Origin of the sequence: Kitasatospora sp. NBC_01539, from assembly GCF_045040525.1 — a bacterium.
Lineage (GTDB): Bacteria > Actinomycetota > Actinomycetes > Streptomycetales > Streptomycetaceae > Kitasatospora.
This window is the reverse complement of sequence record NZ_CP109390.1, coordinates 6,935,221-6,951,842: the sequence shown is the minus strand read 5'-3', so window position 1 is coordinate 6,951,842 and position 16,622 is coordinate 6,935,221. Positions and strand designations below refer to the sequence as shown.

The window sequence follows — 16,622 nt, the reverse complement described above, 5'->3', positions numbered from 1 at the left end:
TCCAACCGCAGGGTGGAACTTCACACTGCCCGCGGTACCGAGCGGGGTCTCTTCGTTGGCATAGGTGAGGTGCATCCCCAGCTCTTCGCCGTCCCCGAAGTAGTTCTTCACGAGGGATGCGAGGAACTGGACGGTCACCACGGTATCCGTGAGACCGTGCCGCCGTAGCAGCCGCAGTACGTGTTCCATGATCGGCCTGTTGACCACCGGCAGTAGCGGCTTCGGCATGCTCGACGTCATCGGACGGAGCCTGGTGCCCTCGCCGCCCGCCATCACAACGGCTTTCATTTCGGGTGCGTCCTCCTTCGCGGTGGTGAACCCTGCAGATCCATCAAACCGTTCCAGGGCTTCTCTACCCGGATAAAAACGTCCGACTCACCGGGGGACGGCGAATCGGACGTGGAGATCCTGTCAGCAGCACTCAAACCGCGACGCGGTCCGCCTTCACGAGCTGACGAGCCTGGACGGCATAGAGGATGCCCGCCCACCAGTAGAGGGTCGTGCCCCACCAGATGAATGCCCAGCTGACCGGTTCGGCAACCGTGGCCAGCCATCCGTCACCGCTGCCCAGCAGAAGAAGCGGAAAGGCGTACATCAGATTGAAGGTCGCCGCCTTGCCCAGGAAACTCACCTGCAACGGCCCGTAACCGTGCCGACTCAGAATGGGAAGAAGCAGCCCCAGGAAGACCTCGCGGGCCAGCAGCAGCGCCGTCACCCACCACGGCAGAATCTCGCGCCAGGTCAGACCGACGAGCGTCGACAGGACGTACAGACGGTCCGCGGCCGGGTCGAGGATCTGGCCGAGCCGGCTGATCTGGCCCCACCGCCGGGCCAGCTTGCCGTCGAGGTAGTCGCTGATGCCGCTCAGCATCAGGACGAGGATGGCCCACCCGTCGTTCTCGGGCCCGCCGAACACCGGCCAGAGGATCAGCCAGAGGAAGATCGGCACTCCGACCAGCCGGCCCATGCTCAACAGGTTGGGGATGGTGAGGACGCGGTCGGTCTGTACGCGCGTCTCCTGAACCTCCACCGAGGGCCCTCCTGATACCTGTACCGCGCTGCGACTGTGTGCGGCATTGACCTTACAACAACAAAGCCCCCACCCGAGCGGGTGGGGGCTTTGCCATGAAGAGTTGTTCGGCGGCGTCCTACTCTCCCACAGGGTCCCCCCTGCAGTACCATCGGCGCTACGAGGCTTAGCTTCCGGGTTCGGAATGTAACCGGGCGTTTCCCTCACGCTATGACCACCGAAACACTATGAAACTGTCACCACCCACCCGCGAACTCAGGACACAGCCTGGTGCGATGGGGGTCGTTGTTTCAGAACAACACAGTGGACGCGAGCAACTGAGGACAAGCCCTCGGCCTATTAGTACCGGTCAACTCCACCCCTTACAGGGCTTCCATATCCGGCCTATCAACCCAGTCGTCTACTGGGAGCCTTACCCTCTCAAGGAGGTGGGAGTGCTCATCTCGAAGCAGGCTTCCCGCTTAGATGCTTTCAGCGGTTATCCCTCCCGAACGTAGCCAACCAGCCATGCCCTTGGCAGGACAACTGGCACACCAGAGGTTCGTCCGTCCCGGTCCTCTCGTACTAGGGACAGCCCTTCTCAACACTCCTACGCGCACAGCGGATAGGGACCGAACTGTCTCACGACGTTCTAAACCCAGCTCGCGTACCGCTTTAATGGGCGAACAGCCCAACCCTTGGGACCTACTCCAGCCCCAGGATGCGACGAGCCGACATCGAGGTGCCAAACCATCCCGTCGATATGGACTCTTGGGGAAGATCAGCCTGTTATCCCCGGGGTACCTTTTATCCGTTGAGCGACGGCGCTTCCACAAGCCACCGCCGGATCACTAGTCCCTACTTTCGTACCTGCTCGACCCGTCAGTCTCACAGTCAAGCTCCCTTGTGCACTTACACTCAACACCTGATTGCCAACCAGGCTGAGGGAACCTTTGGGCGCCTCCGTTACTCTTTAGGAGGCAACCGCCCCAGTTAAACTACCCACCAGACACTGTCCCTGATCCGGATCACGGACCCAGGTTAGACATCCAGCACGACCAGAGTGGTATTTCAACGTCGACTCCACCATGACTGGCGTCACGGCTTCAAAGTCTCCCACCTATCCTACACAAGCCGAACCGAACACCAATATCAAGCTATAGTAAAGGTCCCGGGGTCTTTCCGTCCTGCTGCGCGAAACGAGCATCTTTACTCGTAATGCAATTTCACCGGGCCTGTGGTTGAGACAGTCGAGAAGTCGTTACGCCATTCGTGCAGGTCGGAACTTACCCGACAAGGAATTTCGCTACCTTAGGATGGTTATAGTTACCACCGCCGTTTACTGGCGCTTAAGTTCTCAGCTTCGCCCGACCGAAATCGGACTAACCGGTCCCCTTAACGTTCCAGCACCGGGCAGGCGTCAGTCCGTATACATCGCCTTACGGCTTCGCACGGACCTGTGTTTTTAGTAAACAGTCGCTTCTCGCTGGTCTCTGCGGCCACCCCCAGCTCAGAGTGCAAGACTCATCACCAGGAATGGCCCCCTTCTCCCGAAGTTACGGGGGCATTTTGCCGAGTTCCTTAACCACAGTTCACCCGAACGCCTCGGTATTCTCTACCTGACCACCTGAGTCGGTTTGGGGTACGGGCCGCCATGAAACTCGCTAGAGGCTTTTCTCGACAGCATAGGATCATCCACTTCACCACAATCGGCTCGGCATCAGGTCTCAGCCTCAATGAACGGCGGATTTGCCTACCGTTCGGCCTACACCCTTACCCCGGGACTACCACCGCCCGGGCTGGACTACCTTCCTGCGTCACCCCATCGCTCACCTACTACCCCGTTGGGTCACCGGCTCCACCACGTCCCATTGTCCGAAGACTCCGGGCCGGCTTCGCGGGCTTAGCATCAAGAGGTTCGACGTTGGCGCTTCAAAGCGGGTACGGGAATATCAACCCGTTGTCCATCGACTACGCCTGTCGGCCTCGCCTTAGGTCCCGACTTACCCTGGGCAGATCAGCTTGACCCAGGAACCCTTGGTCAATCGGCGCAAGAGTTTCCCACTCTTGTATCGCTACTCATGCCTGCATTCTCACTCGTGAACCGTCCACAACTGGATTCCTCCGCTGCTTCACCCGGCACACGACGCTCCCCTACCCATCCACAGCGCCGTTGGGCGTATTCTGTGAATGACACGACTTCGGTGGTGTGCTTGAGCCCCGCTACATTGTCGGCGCGGAATCACTTGACCAGTGAGCTATTACGCACTCTTTCAAGGGTGGCTGCTTCTAAGCCAACCTCCTGGTTGTCTCTGCGACTCCACATCCTTTCCCACTTAGCACACGCTTAGGGACCTTAGTCGGTGTTCTGGGCTGTTTCCCTCTCGACCATGGAGCTTATCCCCCACAGTCTCACTGCCGCGCTCTCACTTACCGGCATTCGGAGTTTGGCTAAGGTCAGTAACCCGTTGAGGCCCATCGCCTATCCAGTGCTCTACCTCCGGCAAGAAACACACGACGCTGCACCTAAATGCATTTCGGGGAGAACCAGCTATCACGGAGTTTGATTGGCCTTTCACCCCTAACCACAGGTCATCCCCCAGGTTTTCAACCCTGGTGGGTTCGGTCCTCCACACGGTCTTACCCGCGCTTCAACCTGCCCATGGCTAGATCACTCCGCTTCGGGTCTTGGGCATGCAACTATGACCGCCCTATTCGGACTCGCTTTCGCTACGGCTACCCCACACGGGTTAACCTCGCTACACACCGCAAACTCGCAGGCTCATTCTTCAAAAGGCACGCAGTCACACCCCACAAGGAGATGCCCCCACGGCTTGTAGGCACACGGTTTCAGGTACTATTTCACTCCGCTCCCGCGGTACTTTTCACCATTCCCTCACGGTACTATCCGCTATCGGTCACCAGGGAATATTTAGGCTTAGCGGGTGGTCCCGCCAGATTCACACGGGATTTCTCGGGCCCCGTGCTACTTGGGAGAAGCTCAAGCAAGCCGTACAGATTTCGTCTACGGGGGTCTTACCCTCTACGCCGGACCTTTCGCATGTCCTTCGACTACCCATACGGTTTCTGACTCGCCCAGCCGCCGGCAGACGACTGAAGAACTTTCCCACAACCCCGTCATGGCAACCCCTGCCGGGTCTCACACCATGCCGGTTTGGCCTCATCCGGTTTCGCTCGCCACTACTCCCGGAATCACGGTTGTTTTCTCTTCCTGCGGGTACTGAGATGTTTCACTTCCCCGCGTTCCCTCCACATACCCTATGTGTTCAGGTATGGGTGACAGCCCATGACGACTGCCGGGTTTCCCCATTCGGACACCCCCGGATCAAAGCTCGGTTGACAGCTCCCCGGGGCCTATCGCGGCCTCCCACGTCCTTCATCGGTTCCTGGTGCCAAGGCATCCACCGTGCGCCCTTAAAAACTTGGCCTACAGATGCTCGCGTCCACTGTGCAGTTCTCAAACAACGACCAGACACCCACCCTCCCACACCGAACGGTGCAGTCACGTGAGGCCGGCATCCAGAGGCAACAGACCAGACGGCCGTCCCCTCAGGACCCAACAGCGTGCCCGACCCACCAAGCCGTATCCCTGTTTTCCACGCCGAAGCAGTACTTACAGAGCCGTACTCGATGTGCCGAATAGTCAACGTTCCACCCATGAGCAACCGTGCGAGACATTCGCTCGCAACCGGCTATGTGCTCCTTAGAAAGGAGGTGATCCAGCCGCACCTTCCGGTACGGCTACCTTGTTACGACTTCGTCCCAATCGCTGGTCCCACCTTCGACGGCTCCCTCCCAAGGGTTAGGCCACCGGCTTCGGGTGTTACCGACTTTCGTGACGTGACGGGCGGTGTGTACAAGGCCCGGGAACGTATTCACCGCAGCATGCTGATCTGCGATTACTAGCAACTCCAACTTCATGGGGTCGAGTTGCAGACCCCAATCCGAACTGAGGCCGGCTTTTTGGGATTCGCTCCGCCTCGCGGCATCGCAGCCCTTTGTACCGACCATTGTAGCACGTGTGCAGCCCAAGACATAAGGGGCATGATGATTTGACGTCGTCCCCACCTTCCTCCGAGTTGACCCCGGCAGTCTCCTGTGAGTCCCCATCACCCCGAAAGGCATGCTGGCAACACAGAACAAGGGTTGCGCTCGTTGCGGGACTTAACCCAACATCTCACGACACGAGCTGACGACAACCATGCACCACCTGTACACCGACCACAAGGGGGCGCCTATCTCTAGACGTTTCCGGCGTATGTCAAGCCTTGGTAAGGTTCTTCGCGTTGCGTCGAATTAAGCCACATGCTCCGCTGCTTGTGCGGGCCCCCGTCAATTCCTTTGAGTTTTAGCCTTGCGGCCGTACTCCCCAGGCGGGGAACTTAATGCGTTAGCTGCGGCACCGACGACGTGGAATGTCGCCAACACCTAGTTCCCAACGTTTACGGCGTGGACTACCAGGGTATCTAATCCTGTTCGCTCCCCACGCTTTCGCTCCTCAGCGTCAGTAATGGCCCAGAGATCCGCCTTCGCCACCGGTGTTCCTCCTGATATCTGCGCATTTCACCGCTACACCAGGAATTCCGATCTCCCCTACCACACTCTAGCCTGCCCGTATCGAATGCAGACCCGGGGTTAAGCCCCGGGCTTTCACATCCGACGCGACAGGCCGCCTACGAGCTCTTTACGCCCAATAATTCCGGACAACGCTCGCACCCTACGTATTACCGCGGCTGCTGGCACGTAGTTAGCCGGTGCTTCTTCTGCAGGTACCGTCACTTGCGCTTCTTCCCTGCTGAAAGAGGTTTACAACCCGAAGGCCGTCATCCCTCACGCGGCGTCGCTGCATCAGGCTTTCGCCCATTGTGCAATATTCCCCACTGCTGCCTCCCGTAGGAGTCTGGGCCGTGTCTCAGTCCCAGTGTGGCCGGTCGCCCTCTCAGGCCGGCTACCCGTCGTCGCCTTGGTAGGCCATTACCCCACCAACAAGCTGATAGGCCGCGGGCCCATCCTGCACCGCCGGAGCTTTACACCGTCAACCATGCGGAAGACGGTCATATCCGGTATTAGACCCCGTTTCCAGGGCTTGTCCCAGAGTGCAGGGCAGATTGCCCACGTGTTACTCACCCGTTCGCCACTGATCCACCCCGAAGGGCTTCACCGTTCGACTTGCATGTGTTAAGCACGCCGCCAGCGTTCGTCCTGAGCCAGGATCAAACTCTCCGTGAATGATTACCCGCAATCGGGTTCACACCCGCGTTGAGCGGCACGGCAACCCCCGGAATAGGGAGCCCCGCGCACTGCGTCCTCGCTGTGTTATTTACTACAAAAGGAATCTCCAACCCCAGGAAACCTGAGGCCGGGGATGTCAACATATCTGGCGTTGACTTTTGGCACGCTGTTGAGTTCTCAAGGAACGGACACTTCCTTCGGACCGCCTTCCAGCGGACCCTCCGGGTGTTTCGCTCTTTCGTGTTCCCAGCTTATCAGAACGTTTTCGGGCTCTTAACCCGAACTTTTCGTTCCCGACTCGCGGAGTTAACCAGCGCCTCGCGGCGACCTGAGCAACGATAGCCCTTCCCCGGCCAGGCGCCTAATCGGCCACGGGCGGGTCACTCGTCCGGCGTAGACGGGGGCGCGGCCCGCCGGCAGGGGTCTGCGGCGCACGGGCATCCCGGACCAGCTGCGGAGGGGCTCGGCGGCTGCCTACGGCATGGCGTAGAGTGCGGCGCATCGACCAGAGGACTAGACCACTTGATGCACCGCGGGCCCGCCGTTACTGGGGTCCCGGTCGGCCGCAAGGGGTTCCGCGTGCCGGCCGTGGGTGTTGACCCCACTCGGCGCAGCCGGTGATTCGAGACCGGTATGTCCGAAGTTGACATGATTTAGGCTTCAGCTGATGCCCATGCCGCTCTCCTGCGGCCGCGCACGCTGCAACTCCGCACCTGGGAGGCTCCCCCATGACCACTGTGACCTCGCCGCTCGCCGGGCGGGCCGTCGGGCTGGCCAACGTGCCCGACCCCGTGTTCTCCGGCGCGATGGTCGGCCCGGGCACGGCCATCGACCCGGTGCGCGAACCCACCGAGGCCGTGGCCCCGGTGGACGGCCTCGTGGTCTCCATGCACCCGCACGCCTTCGTGGTGGTGGACGCCGCCGGTCACGGAGTGCTGACCCACCTCGGTATCGACACCGTGCAGCTGAACGGCGAGGGCTTCGAACTGCTCGTCGCCAAGGGCGACGAGGTCAGGCGGGGCCAGCCGGTCATCCGGTGGAACCCGGCGGCGGTGGAGCAGGCCGGCAAGTCCCCGATCTCCCCGATCGTGGCGCTGGAAGCCACTCCCGACGCGCTCTCCGCCGTGGCGGAGAGCGGCGACGTCGCGCCGGGTGGCGCACTGTTCACCTGGAGTTGAGATCGACCGGTGCGCGCCGGCGGGACGGCGCGCACCTTGCGGACGGCACGAACCTGCCGGGTGAAAGGAAAGTCAGAACGTGGAAGCGATGCTGCGCGGCGTAGGGGTCAGCCACGGAGTCGCCATCGGCCCGGTGCGACACATGGGCACGGCGGTCCTGGAGCCGCCCGCCACCCAGATTCCCAGTGACGAGGCACCGCACGAGCAGGCGCGGGCGCAGGCCGCGGTGGACGCGGTCGCGGCCGACCTCATCGCCCGGGGGAACCTCGCCGGCGGCGAGGCGCAGGCCGTGCTGGAGGCCCAGGCCCTGATGGCGCAGGACCCGGAACTGATGGCGGACGTCAGTCGGCGGATCGCGGTGGGCAGCAGTGCCGAGCGCGGCATCTACGACGCGTTCGCCGCTTACCGGGCGCTGCTGGCCGCGGCCGGCGACTACCTCGCGGGCCGGGTCGCCGACCTCGACGACGTGCGGAACCGCATCGTCGCGCGGTTGCTCGGCGTGCCGATGCCGGGTGTGCCCGACAGCGACGAGCCGTACGTGCTCTTCGCGCACGACCTCGCGCCGGCGGACACCGCGCTGCTCGACCCGACGCTCGTGCTGGGGTTCGTGACCGAGGAGGGCGGGCCGACCAGCCACAGTGCGATCCTCGCGCGGGCGCTGGGTGTGCCGGCCGTCGTGGCGCTGCCGGGTGCGACCGAGGTGGCCGAGGGCACCGTGGTCGCCGTCGACGGGAGCAGCGGCGAGGTCCTGGTGGACCCGGCGCAGGAGAAGCAGGAGGAGCTCCGGCAGAAGGCGGCGGAGCGCAGGGCCGTCCTCGCCGCGTCGTCCGGGCCGGGCCGTACGTCGGACGGGCACCGGGTGCCGCTGCTGGCCAACATCGGCGGGCCTGCCGACCTGCCGGCCGCGCTGGAGGCCGGCGCCGAGGGCGTCGGGCTGTTCCGTACGGAGTTCCTGTTCCTCGACGACTCGGCGCAGGCGCCGAGCGAGGAGAAGCAGTACGAGGCGTACCGGAAGGTGCTGGAGGCCTTCCCGGAGAGCCGGGTGGTCGTACGGGTGCTGGACGCCGGCGCGGACAAGCCGCTGGCCTTCCTCACGCCGGTCGACGAGCCGAACCCGGCGCTCGGGGTCCGCGGGCTGCGGACGCTGCTGGAGCACCCCGAGGTGCTGTCGAGCCAGCTGCGGGCGCTCGCGAAGGCGGCCGAGGGGCTGCCGGTGCACCTGGAGGTCATGGCGCCGATGGTGGCGGACCGGCAGGACGCCCGGGCGTTCGCCGAGGCCTGCCGGGAGGCCGGTCTGCAGGCGAAGTTCGGCGCGATGGTCGAGATCCCGTCGGCTGCGCTCCGCGCGCGGTCGATCCTCCAGGAGGTCGAGTTCATCTCGCTGGGGACCAACGACCTGGCGCAGTACACCTTCGCGGCCGACCGGCAGGTCGGTGCGCTCGCCAGGCTGCAGGATCCGTGGCAGCCCGCGCTGCTCGACCTGATCGCGGTGTCGGCGGAGGCCGCGCAGACGCTCGGGAAGAGCTGCGGGGTGTGCGGCGAGGCCGCCTCCGACCCGCTGCTCGCCTGTGTGCTGGCCGGGCTGGGTGTGACCAGCCTGTCCATGGGCGCGGCGTCGATCCCGTACGTGCGCACCGCGCTCGCCAAGTACACGCTCGCACAGTGCCGACGGGCCGCCGCGGCGGCGAGGGCCGCGGACAACGCGGCCGACGCCAGGGCGGCGGCCCACCAGGTGCTGTCGGGCGAGTAGACGCCCCGGGCAGGGCCGGGGCTGCAGGGGCGCTTCCACCGTGGGGGTTGGAAGCGCCCCTGACCCGTGCCCGGCTCCGGGGCTCAGGCCCGGCGGCGCTCGCGGCCCAGGCGTTCGAAGAACCGCAGGTGGTCGAGGTTGTCGACGGAGCCCGGGTTGACGGCGCGGTCGAGCGGGGTGCCGGAGAGCAGGCGCTTGACGGGCACCTCGATGCGCTTGCCGGTGAGGGTGTGCGGCAGGCCCTCCACCACGATGATCTCGTCGGGGACGTGGCGCGGGGAGAGCTCGGTGCGCAGCCGGGTGCGGACCCGGGTGCGCAGGGAGTCGTCGAGCTCGGCCCCGGGGGCGAGGACGACGAAGAGCGGCATCCAGTAGCCGCCGTCCGCCTCCTCGACACCGATGACCAGGGACTCCGCGATCTCCGGGAGGCGTTCGACCACCTCGTAGATGTCGGAGGAGCCCATCCGCACGCCCTGGCGGTTCAGGGTGGAGTCGGACCGGCCGTGGATGACGACGGTGCCGCGGTCGGTCGTGGTGATCCAGTCGCCGTGGCGCCAGATGCCGGGGTACATGTCGAAGTAGCTGTCGTGGTAACGGGTGCCGTCCGGGTCGTTCCAGAAGCCGATCGGCATGGACGGCAGCGGCTTGGTGACGACGAGCTCGCCGACCTCGCCGACGAGCGGGCGGCCCTGGACGTCCCAGGCCTCGACGGCGGCGCCCAGGCAGGGGGCCTGGATCTCGCCGAGGTGGACGGGGAGGGTGGGGACGCCGCCGACGAAGCAGCTGCAGACGTCGGTGCCGCCGCTGACCGAGGCGAGCCAGACGTCGGACTTGACCTCGTCGTAGATCCACCGGAAGCCGTCGGGCGGCAGCGGGGAGCCGGTGGTGCCGATGCAGCGGACGGCCGAGAGGTCGAGGTCGCGGCCCGGGTGGAGCCCGGCCTTGCGGCTCGCGATGACGTAGGCGGCGGACGTGCCCAGGACGGTTGCCCCGGTGCGGGCCGCGACGGACCAGAGGGCTCCGGTGTCCGGATGTCCGGGGCTGCCGTCGTAGGTGACGATCGTGGATCCGACGAGCAGGCCGGCGACGAGGAAGTTCCACATCATCCAGCCGGTGGAGGTGTACCAGAGGAAGCGGTCCTCGGGACCGAGGTCGAGGTGGAGCGCGGCCTGCTTGAGGTGCTCGACGAGGATGCCGCCCTGGCTCTGCACGATGGCCTTGGGCAGGCCGGTGGTGCCCGAGGAGTACAGCACCCAGAGCGGGTGGTCGAAGGGAACGGCCTCGAAGACGGGGTCGGTGTCGGCGGCGACCAGGTCGTCCCAGCCGAGTGCGCCCTCGGGGGCCGGGGAGCCGAGCAGGGGGACGTGGACGACGGCGCGCAGCGTGGGGAGCTCGCGGCGCAGCTCGGCGACGACGTCGGTGCGGTCGTGCTCCTTGCCCCCGTAGCGGTAGCCGTCGACGGCGAAGAGGACGGCGGGCTCGATCTGCTGGAGGCGGTCGAGGACGCTCCGGGCGCCGAAGTCGGGGGCGCAGGAGGTCCAGACGGCGCCGACGGCGGCGGTGGCGAGGAGGGCGACGACGGCCTGCGGGATGTTGGGCAGGTAGGCGCCGACCCGGTCGCCGGGGCGGACGCCCTGCGTGCGGAGGGCCTCCGCGAGGGAGCCGACCTGGCGGCGGAGCTCGGCCCAGGTGAGGGTGACGGGCCGGTCGGTGGTCTCGTCGACGTGCAGCACGGCGGGGAGGTCGGCGCGGTCCGGGTCCTCGGCGGCACGCAGGGCGTGCTCGGCGTAGTTGAGGCGGGCCCCGGGGAACCAGCGGGCGCCCGGCATCGCGGGGTCGGCGAGGACGGCGTCGGGGGCGGTGCTGAAGCGGACGTCGAACCAGGTGGTGACGGCCGTCCAGAACCGGTCGAGGTCGTCGGTCGACCACGCGTGGAGGGCGGCGTAGCGGGCGGCGGCCTCGCTGTCGTCGGCCACGGGGGCGAGCGGGGCGGCGGGGGCGCCGTGGTGTTCGGCGGCCCAGGCCTGGAAGGCCACGAGCCGGGAGGCGGCCGCGCGGGCGGGGTCGGGTCGCCAGAGCGGGCGGTCGGCGGGTGGGGTGCTCACGGTGGTGGTCTCCCGGGGTGGGGCGCCCCCGCCCGGGGGCCGGGGGCGGTGGACGGGGCTGCTTGTGGCGGGCGCCCGCCCGAGTGGTCGCTGACGAGCAGACCATGCCATGTGATCGTCGGGCGCGCCAGGGCCCGGGCCCGTGGCGCGCCGCAGGCCGGTACGGGCCCCCGGCGCGGCCCACGGCGGGGTCGGGGCGTGCCCGTGCGGGCCGGTCAGGCCAGGTGTGCGTACTCGCCGTTGAACCAGGCGTGGCTGACCCGGGTGTGGAAGGGGAAGGCCAGCTGGGAGGGGTTGGGGAGGAACTGCCAGCCTTCGGTCTCGTCGGTCGGGACGGACGGCGGGAGTTCGTCGATGCGCCGGGGCGGGAGCATGCCGAAGAGGCAGAGGAATCCGCCGGAGGTGTCGGAGTCGGTGGCGACCAGGGCGACCCGGCCGGCGTCGGCCTCGATGCCCGTCTCCTCGCGGAGCTCGCGGACGCAGGCCTGCTGCCAGCTCTCGCCGTAGTCGATGTATCCGCCCGGAAGGGCGAGCTCGCCGTAGCCGGGCTCGATGGTGCGGCGGATGACCACCAGGCCGTTGGCCTCGGGGGCGATCACCGGCAGCAGGGTGACCACCACGGGCAGCGGGTTGCGGTAGGTGATCTCGGCGCAGCCGGGGCAGGCCCGCGGCCAGCCGGTGGTGCCGGGTGCGTACGCCGCACCGCACCAGTGGCAGTGCGAGCCGGGCCCGTAGGACGTGCGGTCGGCGTCGTGTGTGGTCATGGGGTGGATGGTAACGCTGTCGACGGGGGCCCGGCGGAGGTGTTTCTGACGGGCTGTCGGGCCGTGGGACTCCAGCAGGACCGGGGTGCCGAGACGGTGGGCGATCGCCGCCGACCAGGTCTGCGGGTCGGGGCCGGGGTCGGTGAGCCGGCCCGGGCGGGCGCGGGTCAGGGCCTCGGTGAGCTGTGCCTGTGCGGTGAGGTCTCCGGGTCGTCCGGGGGTGAGGGTGTGCAGGGGGGCGTCGTCGAGGTCGTACGTGTCGCACAGGCGCAGGGCGGGGTGGCGGGCGGGGGCGTCGAGGTGGGTCAGGGCGAGGGCGTCCGCGCCGCCGGCGACGGCCAGGGCGTACCGGTGGGCGACGGTGTCGAAGTGGCCGATCCGGAAGGGGCCCTGCCAGGGGCCGGTGCTGTTGTGCGGTTCGGGGACGGCGAGGTGCTTGTCCTCGGTGGGCAGCGGGCCGGGGCCGTGGCGGGTGGTGTAGCTGCGCAGCACTCCGAGCCGGAGGGCGGCGGACGGCAGGCCCGCCTCGGCCAGCAGGGTCTCGGCGTTGGCGAAGGTGGTCGTCGACCAGGTGGTGTAGGGGTGGAAGCCGTGGTGCTCGTCGAGCAGGACGCCCTGGGCGCCCTCGAAGACCACGGGCCCCTGCCGGAGGAGCTGCGGGAGGGCCGTTTCGTCGGTGAGGCGGACGCGGCCGGCGAAGGCCGCGAAGGCCCCGACGCAGTCGGCGGGCGGTGGGGCGGGCAGCCGGTCGGGGGCGAGGCCGAGCCGGTGGGCGAGGCGGTCCCGCAGGAGGGTGAGCCGGGCGAGGAGCCGCCCGCGGCTGGTGCAGTCACCGGCGGTCGGGGCGTCGTCGGGGTGGTCGAGGGCGTAGCGGGCGGTCTCGCCGATGCCGAGTCCGCAGGAGCCGTGGCGGGCTGCGCCGCGGCGCCGTTCGCCGAGGCGGTTGGCGGCGGCGTGGTACGGGGTGGTGAGGAGGGCGCGGCGGTCCACGGTGAGCAGGGCGAAGGGGTCGGGCACGCCGAGGGTGGTGAGGTGGTGGGCCTCCGCGGCGAGGGCGAGCGGGTCGACGAGCATGAAGCGGGAGAGGTGGGTGGGGACGCCGGAGAAGGTGCCGGAGCCGAACTGGGCGAAGGTGTGGTGGCGGCCGTCGTCGGTGACGACGTTGTGGGCGGCCTGGGCGCCGCCGTTGTACCGGACGACCGCCCGGACCGGGCGTCGGCCGTCCGGGCCGGGCGGGCGGCGGCAGAGGTAGTCGACGACGGTGCCCTTGCCGGCGTCGCCGAAGCCGAGGTCGCAGACGATCACGTGGCTCTCGGGGAGGAGGTCGGTCACGGCGTGGTCTGCCTCTCTGCGACGGGACGGGACGGCGGGGTCGGACGGCAGGACGGCGGGGCGGCGGGATGACAGCAGGGACGGCGGGGTGCGGGCCGTGGCGGCCCCGCACCCCGGTGGGAGGTGCGGGCCGTCAGAGCCGGGTGGTGCCGGTGGCCGAGCGGTCGTCGGGGCCGAGCAGGGAGGGGCCCGGGACGGCGACCGTACGGGAGGCGCGGGCGAGTCCGTCGAGGGCCTTGCCGACGGTGGCGACCGCGCCGGATCCCAGGTCGGCGAGGTCGGCGAGGCCCTCCTGGAGGTCGATGGCCTCCTCCCCCAGGCCGATGGTGAGCGCGACGGTCTCGCAGACCGCGTCGAGGTCGTCGAGCTCGATGACGTTCTGGCCGAGCAGCTTGCGCCAGGTGCCGAGAACCTCGGCGTTGCCGGCGTACGCGGTGCCTGCCGGGAGGATGAAGTAGACGTGGTAGAGCCGCTGGAGCTCGGCGACGAGGGCGGGGAGCGGGATGTCCTCGGGGATCTCCTCGCCGAGGACGGCCCGCACCTCTCGGGCCTTGACCTTGCCGTAGGGCAGTTCGTCGCCGATGAGGAAGAGGTAGCCCTTGCGCCCGCGGCGTTCGAGGCAGTCCAGCGCGGTGTGGCGGGCCATGGCGTACATCGCGAGTTCGTAGGACTCGGTCATCTGCCCGCCGCCGCCCTCCAGCAGGATGTTGCCGAGGTCGTCGTCCATGCGGTTGTCGGACTCGAACTGGCCGAGCTGGAGCGGGACGCGGTCGCAGGTGGCGTCGCCGACGGCGCCGAAGAGGATCTGCGGGTGCTCGGTGTAGCCCTTGCGCAGGAGCAGGCCGAAGAGCTCGGGGAGCTTGGTCTGCAGGACGCGCGGCACGGTCTGCATGGAGCCGGTGACGTCGAACAGGACGGCGACGGCGAGGGACACGGGGTGCTCGTCGGAGTCGCGGCTCTCGCGGATGGTGAGGCCGTGCGGGTCGAGGCTGGGGTGGGCCTTCCAGGTGGAGCGGGAACCGCGGGTGGTGGAGTCGCTGTAGGCGAAGGCGCTGGCGCCGGTGCCGGCGCGGTAGTGCGCGGCCGCGTCGTAGACGTTGGTGGACCAGGAGCCGCTTCCCATGGGTTCTCCTCAGGTGGTGGCGGGCAGGTGGAACGGCCGGAAGGTGCGCGGGCCGTAGAGGGTGTGGAGCAGGTCGTCGAGCTCGGCGAGCAGTCGCCAGGCGTCGTGCGGTCGGCGGGGTTCGGCGGGCAGGGTGCAGCCGGCGACGAACGCGCGGAGGGGCTTGGGCGCCTTGGGGCCCATGAGCTCCTCGATGCAGCGGGTGGCGAGGTGGATGTCGGTGGCCTCGGTGACGGGGCGGCGGGCGGGGACCTCGGGCGGGTACCGGGCGCGGTGGCGCTCGACCAGGGCCGGGGCGGCGGCGGGGCTGCCGGTGGTGGCGTAGCACCAGTCGACGAGGACGAGGCCGTGCTCGGCGGGGTGGATGAGGACGTGCTCGGGCAGGACGGCGCCGTGGCGGACGCCGGCGCGATGTGCGTGGCCGAGGGCGACGAGCAGCCGCCGCCACATCCAGACGGCGTCGCGCGGGTCGAGGCCGTCGGGGTGGGCGAGGAGGACGTCGGTGAGGGGACGGAGTCCGTCGGTCCGTCGGAGCACGTTGATCCGGCGCGGGCGGTCCGTGGGGTCGGTGGTGTCCTCGTGCTCGAAACTCTCCACGAGGGTGGGGACGTAGGCGTGGAAGCGGCGGTCGCCGTGCCGGGCGAGCCGGGTGAGGGCGGTCGCCTCGCGTTCGAGGAGGTCGTTGTCGGCGGGGCTGCGGGGGATCTTGAGCAGCACCGGGTCGTCGTGCTCGGTGGTGGCGGCCCGGAGGACGGCGATGTCGCCGTGGGCGATGACCGGACCGAGCCGGTAGGTGTGGCGGGCGGTGCGGAGTTCGTCCCCGCTGCCGCCGCGGTGGTGCTGCTCCCAGAGGCGGCCGAGGGCCACGAAGGCGGTGCCGGCCTCCGCCCTCCGATCGGACGGCGCGGTGTCGGGGTGGAGGAGCCGGGCGAGCCGCCGGTACCGGCGGGCCGCGTCGGCGGGATCCCCCGTGAACAGTTCTTCGGGCCGGACGGCGGCGGTGACGGCGGCGAGCGCCTCGGTGAAGGTCCGTGGTGTGGTCGGCGGCCGGGCCGCGCGGGGTGCGGTCACCGGATGCCGTCCTCCTGTGCGGGCCGCAGCAGCGGCGGGTGGAGCAGGTGGGCGTCGCCCGCGTGGTAGGTGCGGGCACGGGGGCCGCCGCGGGTACCGCCGCGGGGGGTGGTGGCGCCGGTCGACTCGACGAAGCCGGGCACGGAGAGGACCTTGCGATGGAAGTTGCCGGCGTGGAGGGGCTCGCCCCAGACGGCCTCGTAGACGGCGCGCAGCTCGGGGATGGTGAAGTCGTGGCCGAGGAAGGCGGTGGCGAGGGGGCTGTACTCGATCTTGGCGCGGGCCCGGTCGAGGCCGTCGGCGATGATCACGCCGTGGTCGAAGGCGAGCCGGATGCCGGGCCGCTCGCCGACGCCACCCCCGTGGGTGTCGGCGGGCGGCCCGGCGGTACGGGAGGCGGGCAGGTCGAGCGCGGTGACCGGGTGCCAGGCCGCGGCCGCCGCGTCGGTGCCTGCCTGCGGGTCGGGGAGGTCGGGGGCGAAGGCGAGGTAGGCGACGGACACCACGTGCATCCGCGGGTCGCGGTCCGGTGAGCCGTAGCTGCCGAGCTGTTCGAGGTGGGTGCGGCTGAGCGCGGCGGCGATCTCCAGGCTGCCCTCCAGGCCGGTCTCCTCGGCGAGTTCGCGGGTGGCCGCCCCGAGGAGGTCCTCCTGGCCGGCCCGGAGGAAGCCGCCGGGCAGGGCCCAGCTCCCCTGGTAGGGGGGTTCGCCGCGTTCGACGAGCAGGACGTGGAGCTCGCCCCGGCGGAGCGTCAGGGCGACGACGTCGACGGTGACGGCGACCGGCGTGTAGGCGCGGGGGTCGTACGCCTGAAGCCAGGCGCGCTCCGCGTCGTCGTGATCGGCTGCCATGCCGTACCTCGCTCCGTTCGGCCGGTTGTTCTCGTTCTGAGAAGAACGTAGCGCACGCCTCGGACGGCCGCCAGTGCGTTTCGATCACTCGTACGGGTGGACTTGACCTCGCAGGCTCCCGCCGCCCCGGCCGGCGGTGCGCGACGGCACGACACCGGGCGGGACGGGGCGGCACCGGGCAGGACG

The 16,622-nt window shown here is 68.4% G+C and carries 8 protein-coding genes, 3 rRNA genes and 1 pseudogene; 2 read left to right on the top strand and 10 right to left on the bottom strand.

Going from position 1 to position 16,622, the window contains the following annotated elements:
• Positions 1-18: 18 nt before the first annotated feature.
• From OG335_RS30130 to OG335_RS30110, 5 genes and pseudogenes are all read right to left on the bottom strand, one after another.
• Positions 19-288: pseudogene (locus OG335_RS30130) on the bottom strand (NDP-sugar synthase); the annotation flags it as partial.
• A gap of 133 nt (positions 289-421) precedes the next feature.
• Positions 422-1,030: a CDP-alcohol phosphatidyltransferase family protein gene (locus OG335_RS30125; protein ID WP_405014286.1), complete on the bottom strand. Its 609-nt coding sequence runs from the start codon at positions 1,028-1,030 to the stop codon at positions 422-424.
• A gap of 105 nt (positions 1,031-1,135) precedes the next feature.
• Positions 1,136-1,252, bottom strand: a 5S ribosomal RNA gene (gene rrf, locus OG335_RS30120).
• Positions 1,253-1,349: 97 nt separating this feature from the next.
• Positions 1,350-4,458 (bottom strand): 23S ribosomal RNA (locus tag OG335_RS30115).
• A 279-nt stretch (positions 4,459-4,737) separates the two neighbouring features.
• Positions 4,738-6,259, bottom strand: a 16S ribosomal RNA gene (locus OG335_RS30110).
• The 16S, 23S and 5S rRNA genes sit together here, the layout of an rRNA operon.
• A gap of 731 nt (positions 6,260-6,990) precedes the next feature.
• Between OG335_RS30110 and OG335_RS30105 the strand changes: the two genes are divergently transcribed.
• Together OG335_RS30105 and ptsP are read left to right on the top strand one after the other, a co-directional pair.
• Entirely contained in the window at positions 6,991-7,440 is a 450-nt protein-coding gene (locus tag OG335_RS30105; protein ID WP_405014285.1) for a PTS glucose transporter subunit IIA, read from the top strand.
• 79 nt (positions 7,441-7,519) lie between these two features.
• Positions 7,520-9,190, top strand: coding sequence for a phosphoenolpyruvate--protein phosphotransferase (ptsP, locus tag OG335_RS30100; protein ID WP_405014284.1), 1,671 nt, complete (start codon positions 7,520-7,522; stop codon positions 9,188-9,190).
• 83 nt (positions 9,191-9,273) lie between these two features.
• On the opposite strand, the gene OG335_RS30095 is transcribed toward ptsP, so the two are convergent.
• The 5 genes from OG335_RS30095 to OG335_RS30075 all read right to left on the bottom strand — a co-directional run bounded on the left by OG335_RS30095 (position 9,274) and on the right by OG335_RS30075 (position 16,436).
• Complete coding sequence (locus OG335_RS30095) at positions 9,274-11,295, bottom strand: acetoacetate--CoA ligase (protein WP_405014283.1); 2,022 nt, start codon at positions 11,293-11,295, stop codon at positions 9,274-9,276.
• A gap of 215 nt (positions 11,296-11,510) precedes the next feature.
• Positions 11,511-13,391, bottom strand: a complete 1,881-nt coding sequence (locus OG335_RS30090) for an adenylosuccinate synthetase (protein WP_405014282.1) — start codon at positions 13,389-13,391, stop codon at positions 11,511-11,513.
• A gap of 133 nt (positions 13,392-13,524) precedes the next feature.
• Entirely contained in the window at positions 13,525-14,514 is a 990-nt protein-coding gene (locus tag OG335_RS30085; protein WP_405014281.1) for a hypothetical protein, read from the bottom strand.
• 9 nt (positions 14,515-14,523) lie between these two features.
• Positions 14,524-15,585 carry a molecular chaperone DnaJ gene (locus OG335_RS30080; protein ID WP_405014280.1) on the bottom strand — a complete coding sequence of 354 codons (1,062 nt, stop codon included), beginning with the start codon at positions 15,583-15,585 and terminating at the stop codon, positions 14,524-14,526.
• Positions 15,582-16,436 (bottom strand): NUDIX hydrolase, encoded by an 855-nt coding sequence (locus OG335_RS30075; RefSeq protein ID WP_405014279.1) that lies wholly within the window; start codon positions 16,434-16,436, stop codon positions 15,582-15,584. The genes OG335_RS30080 and OG335_RS30075 overlap by 4 nt, the downstream gene beginning before the upstream one ends.
• Positions 16,437-16,622: the final 186 nt, after the last annotated feature.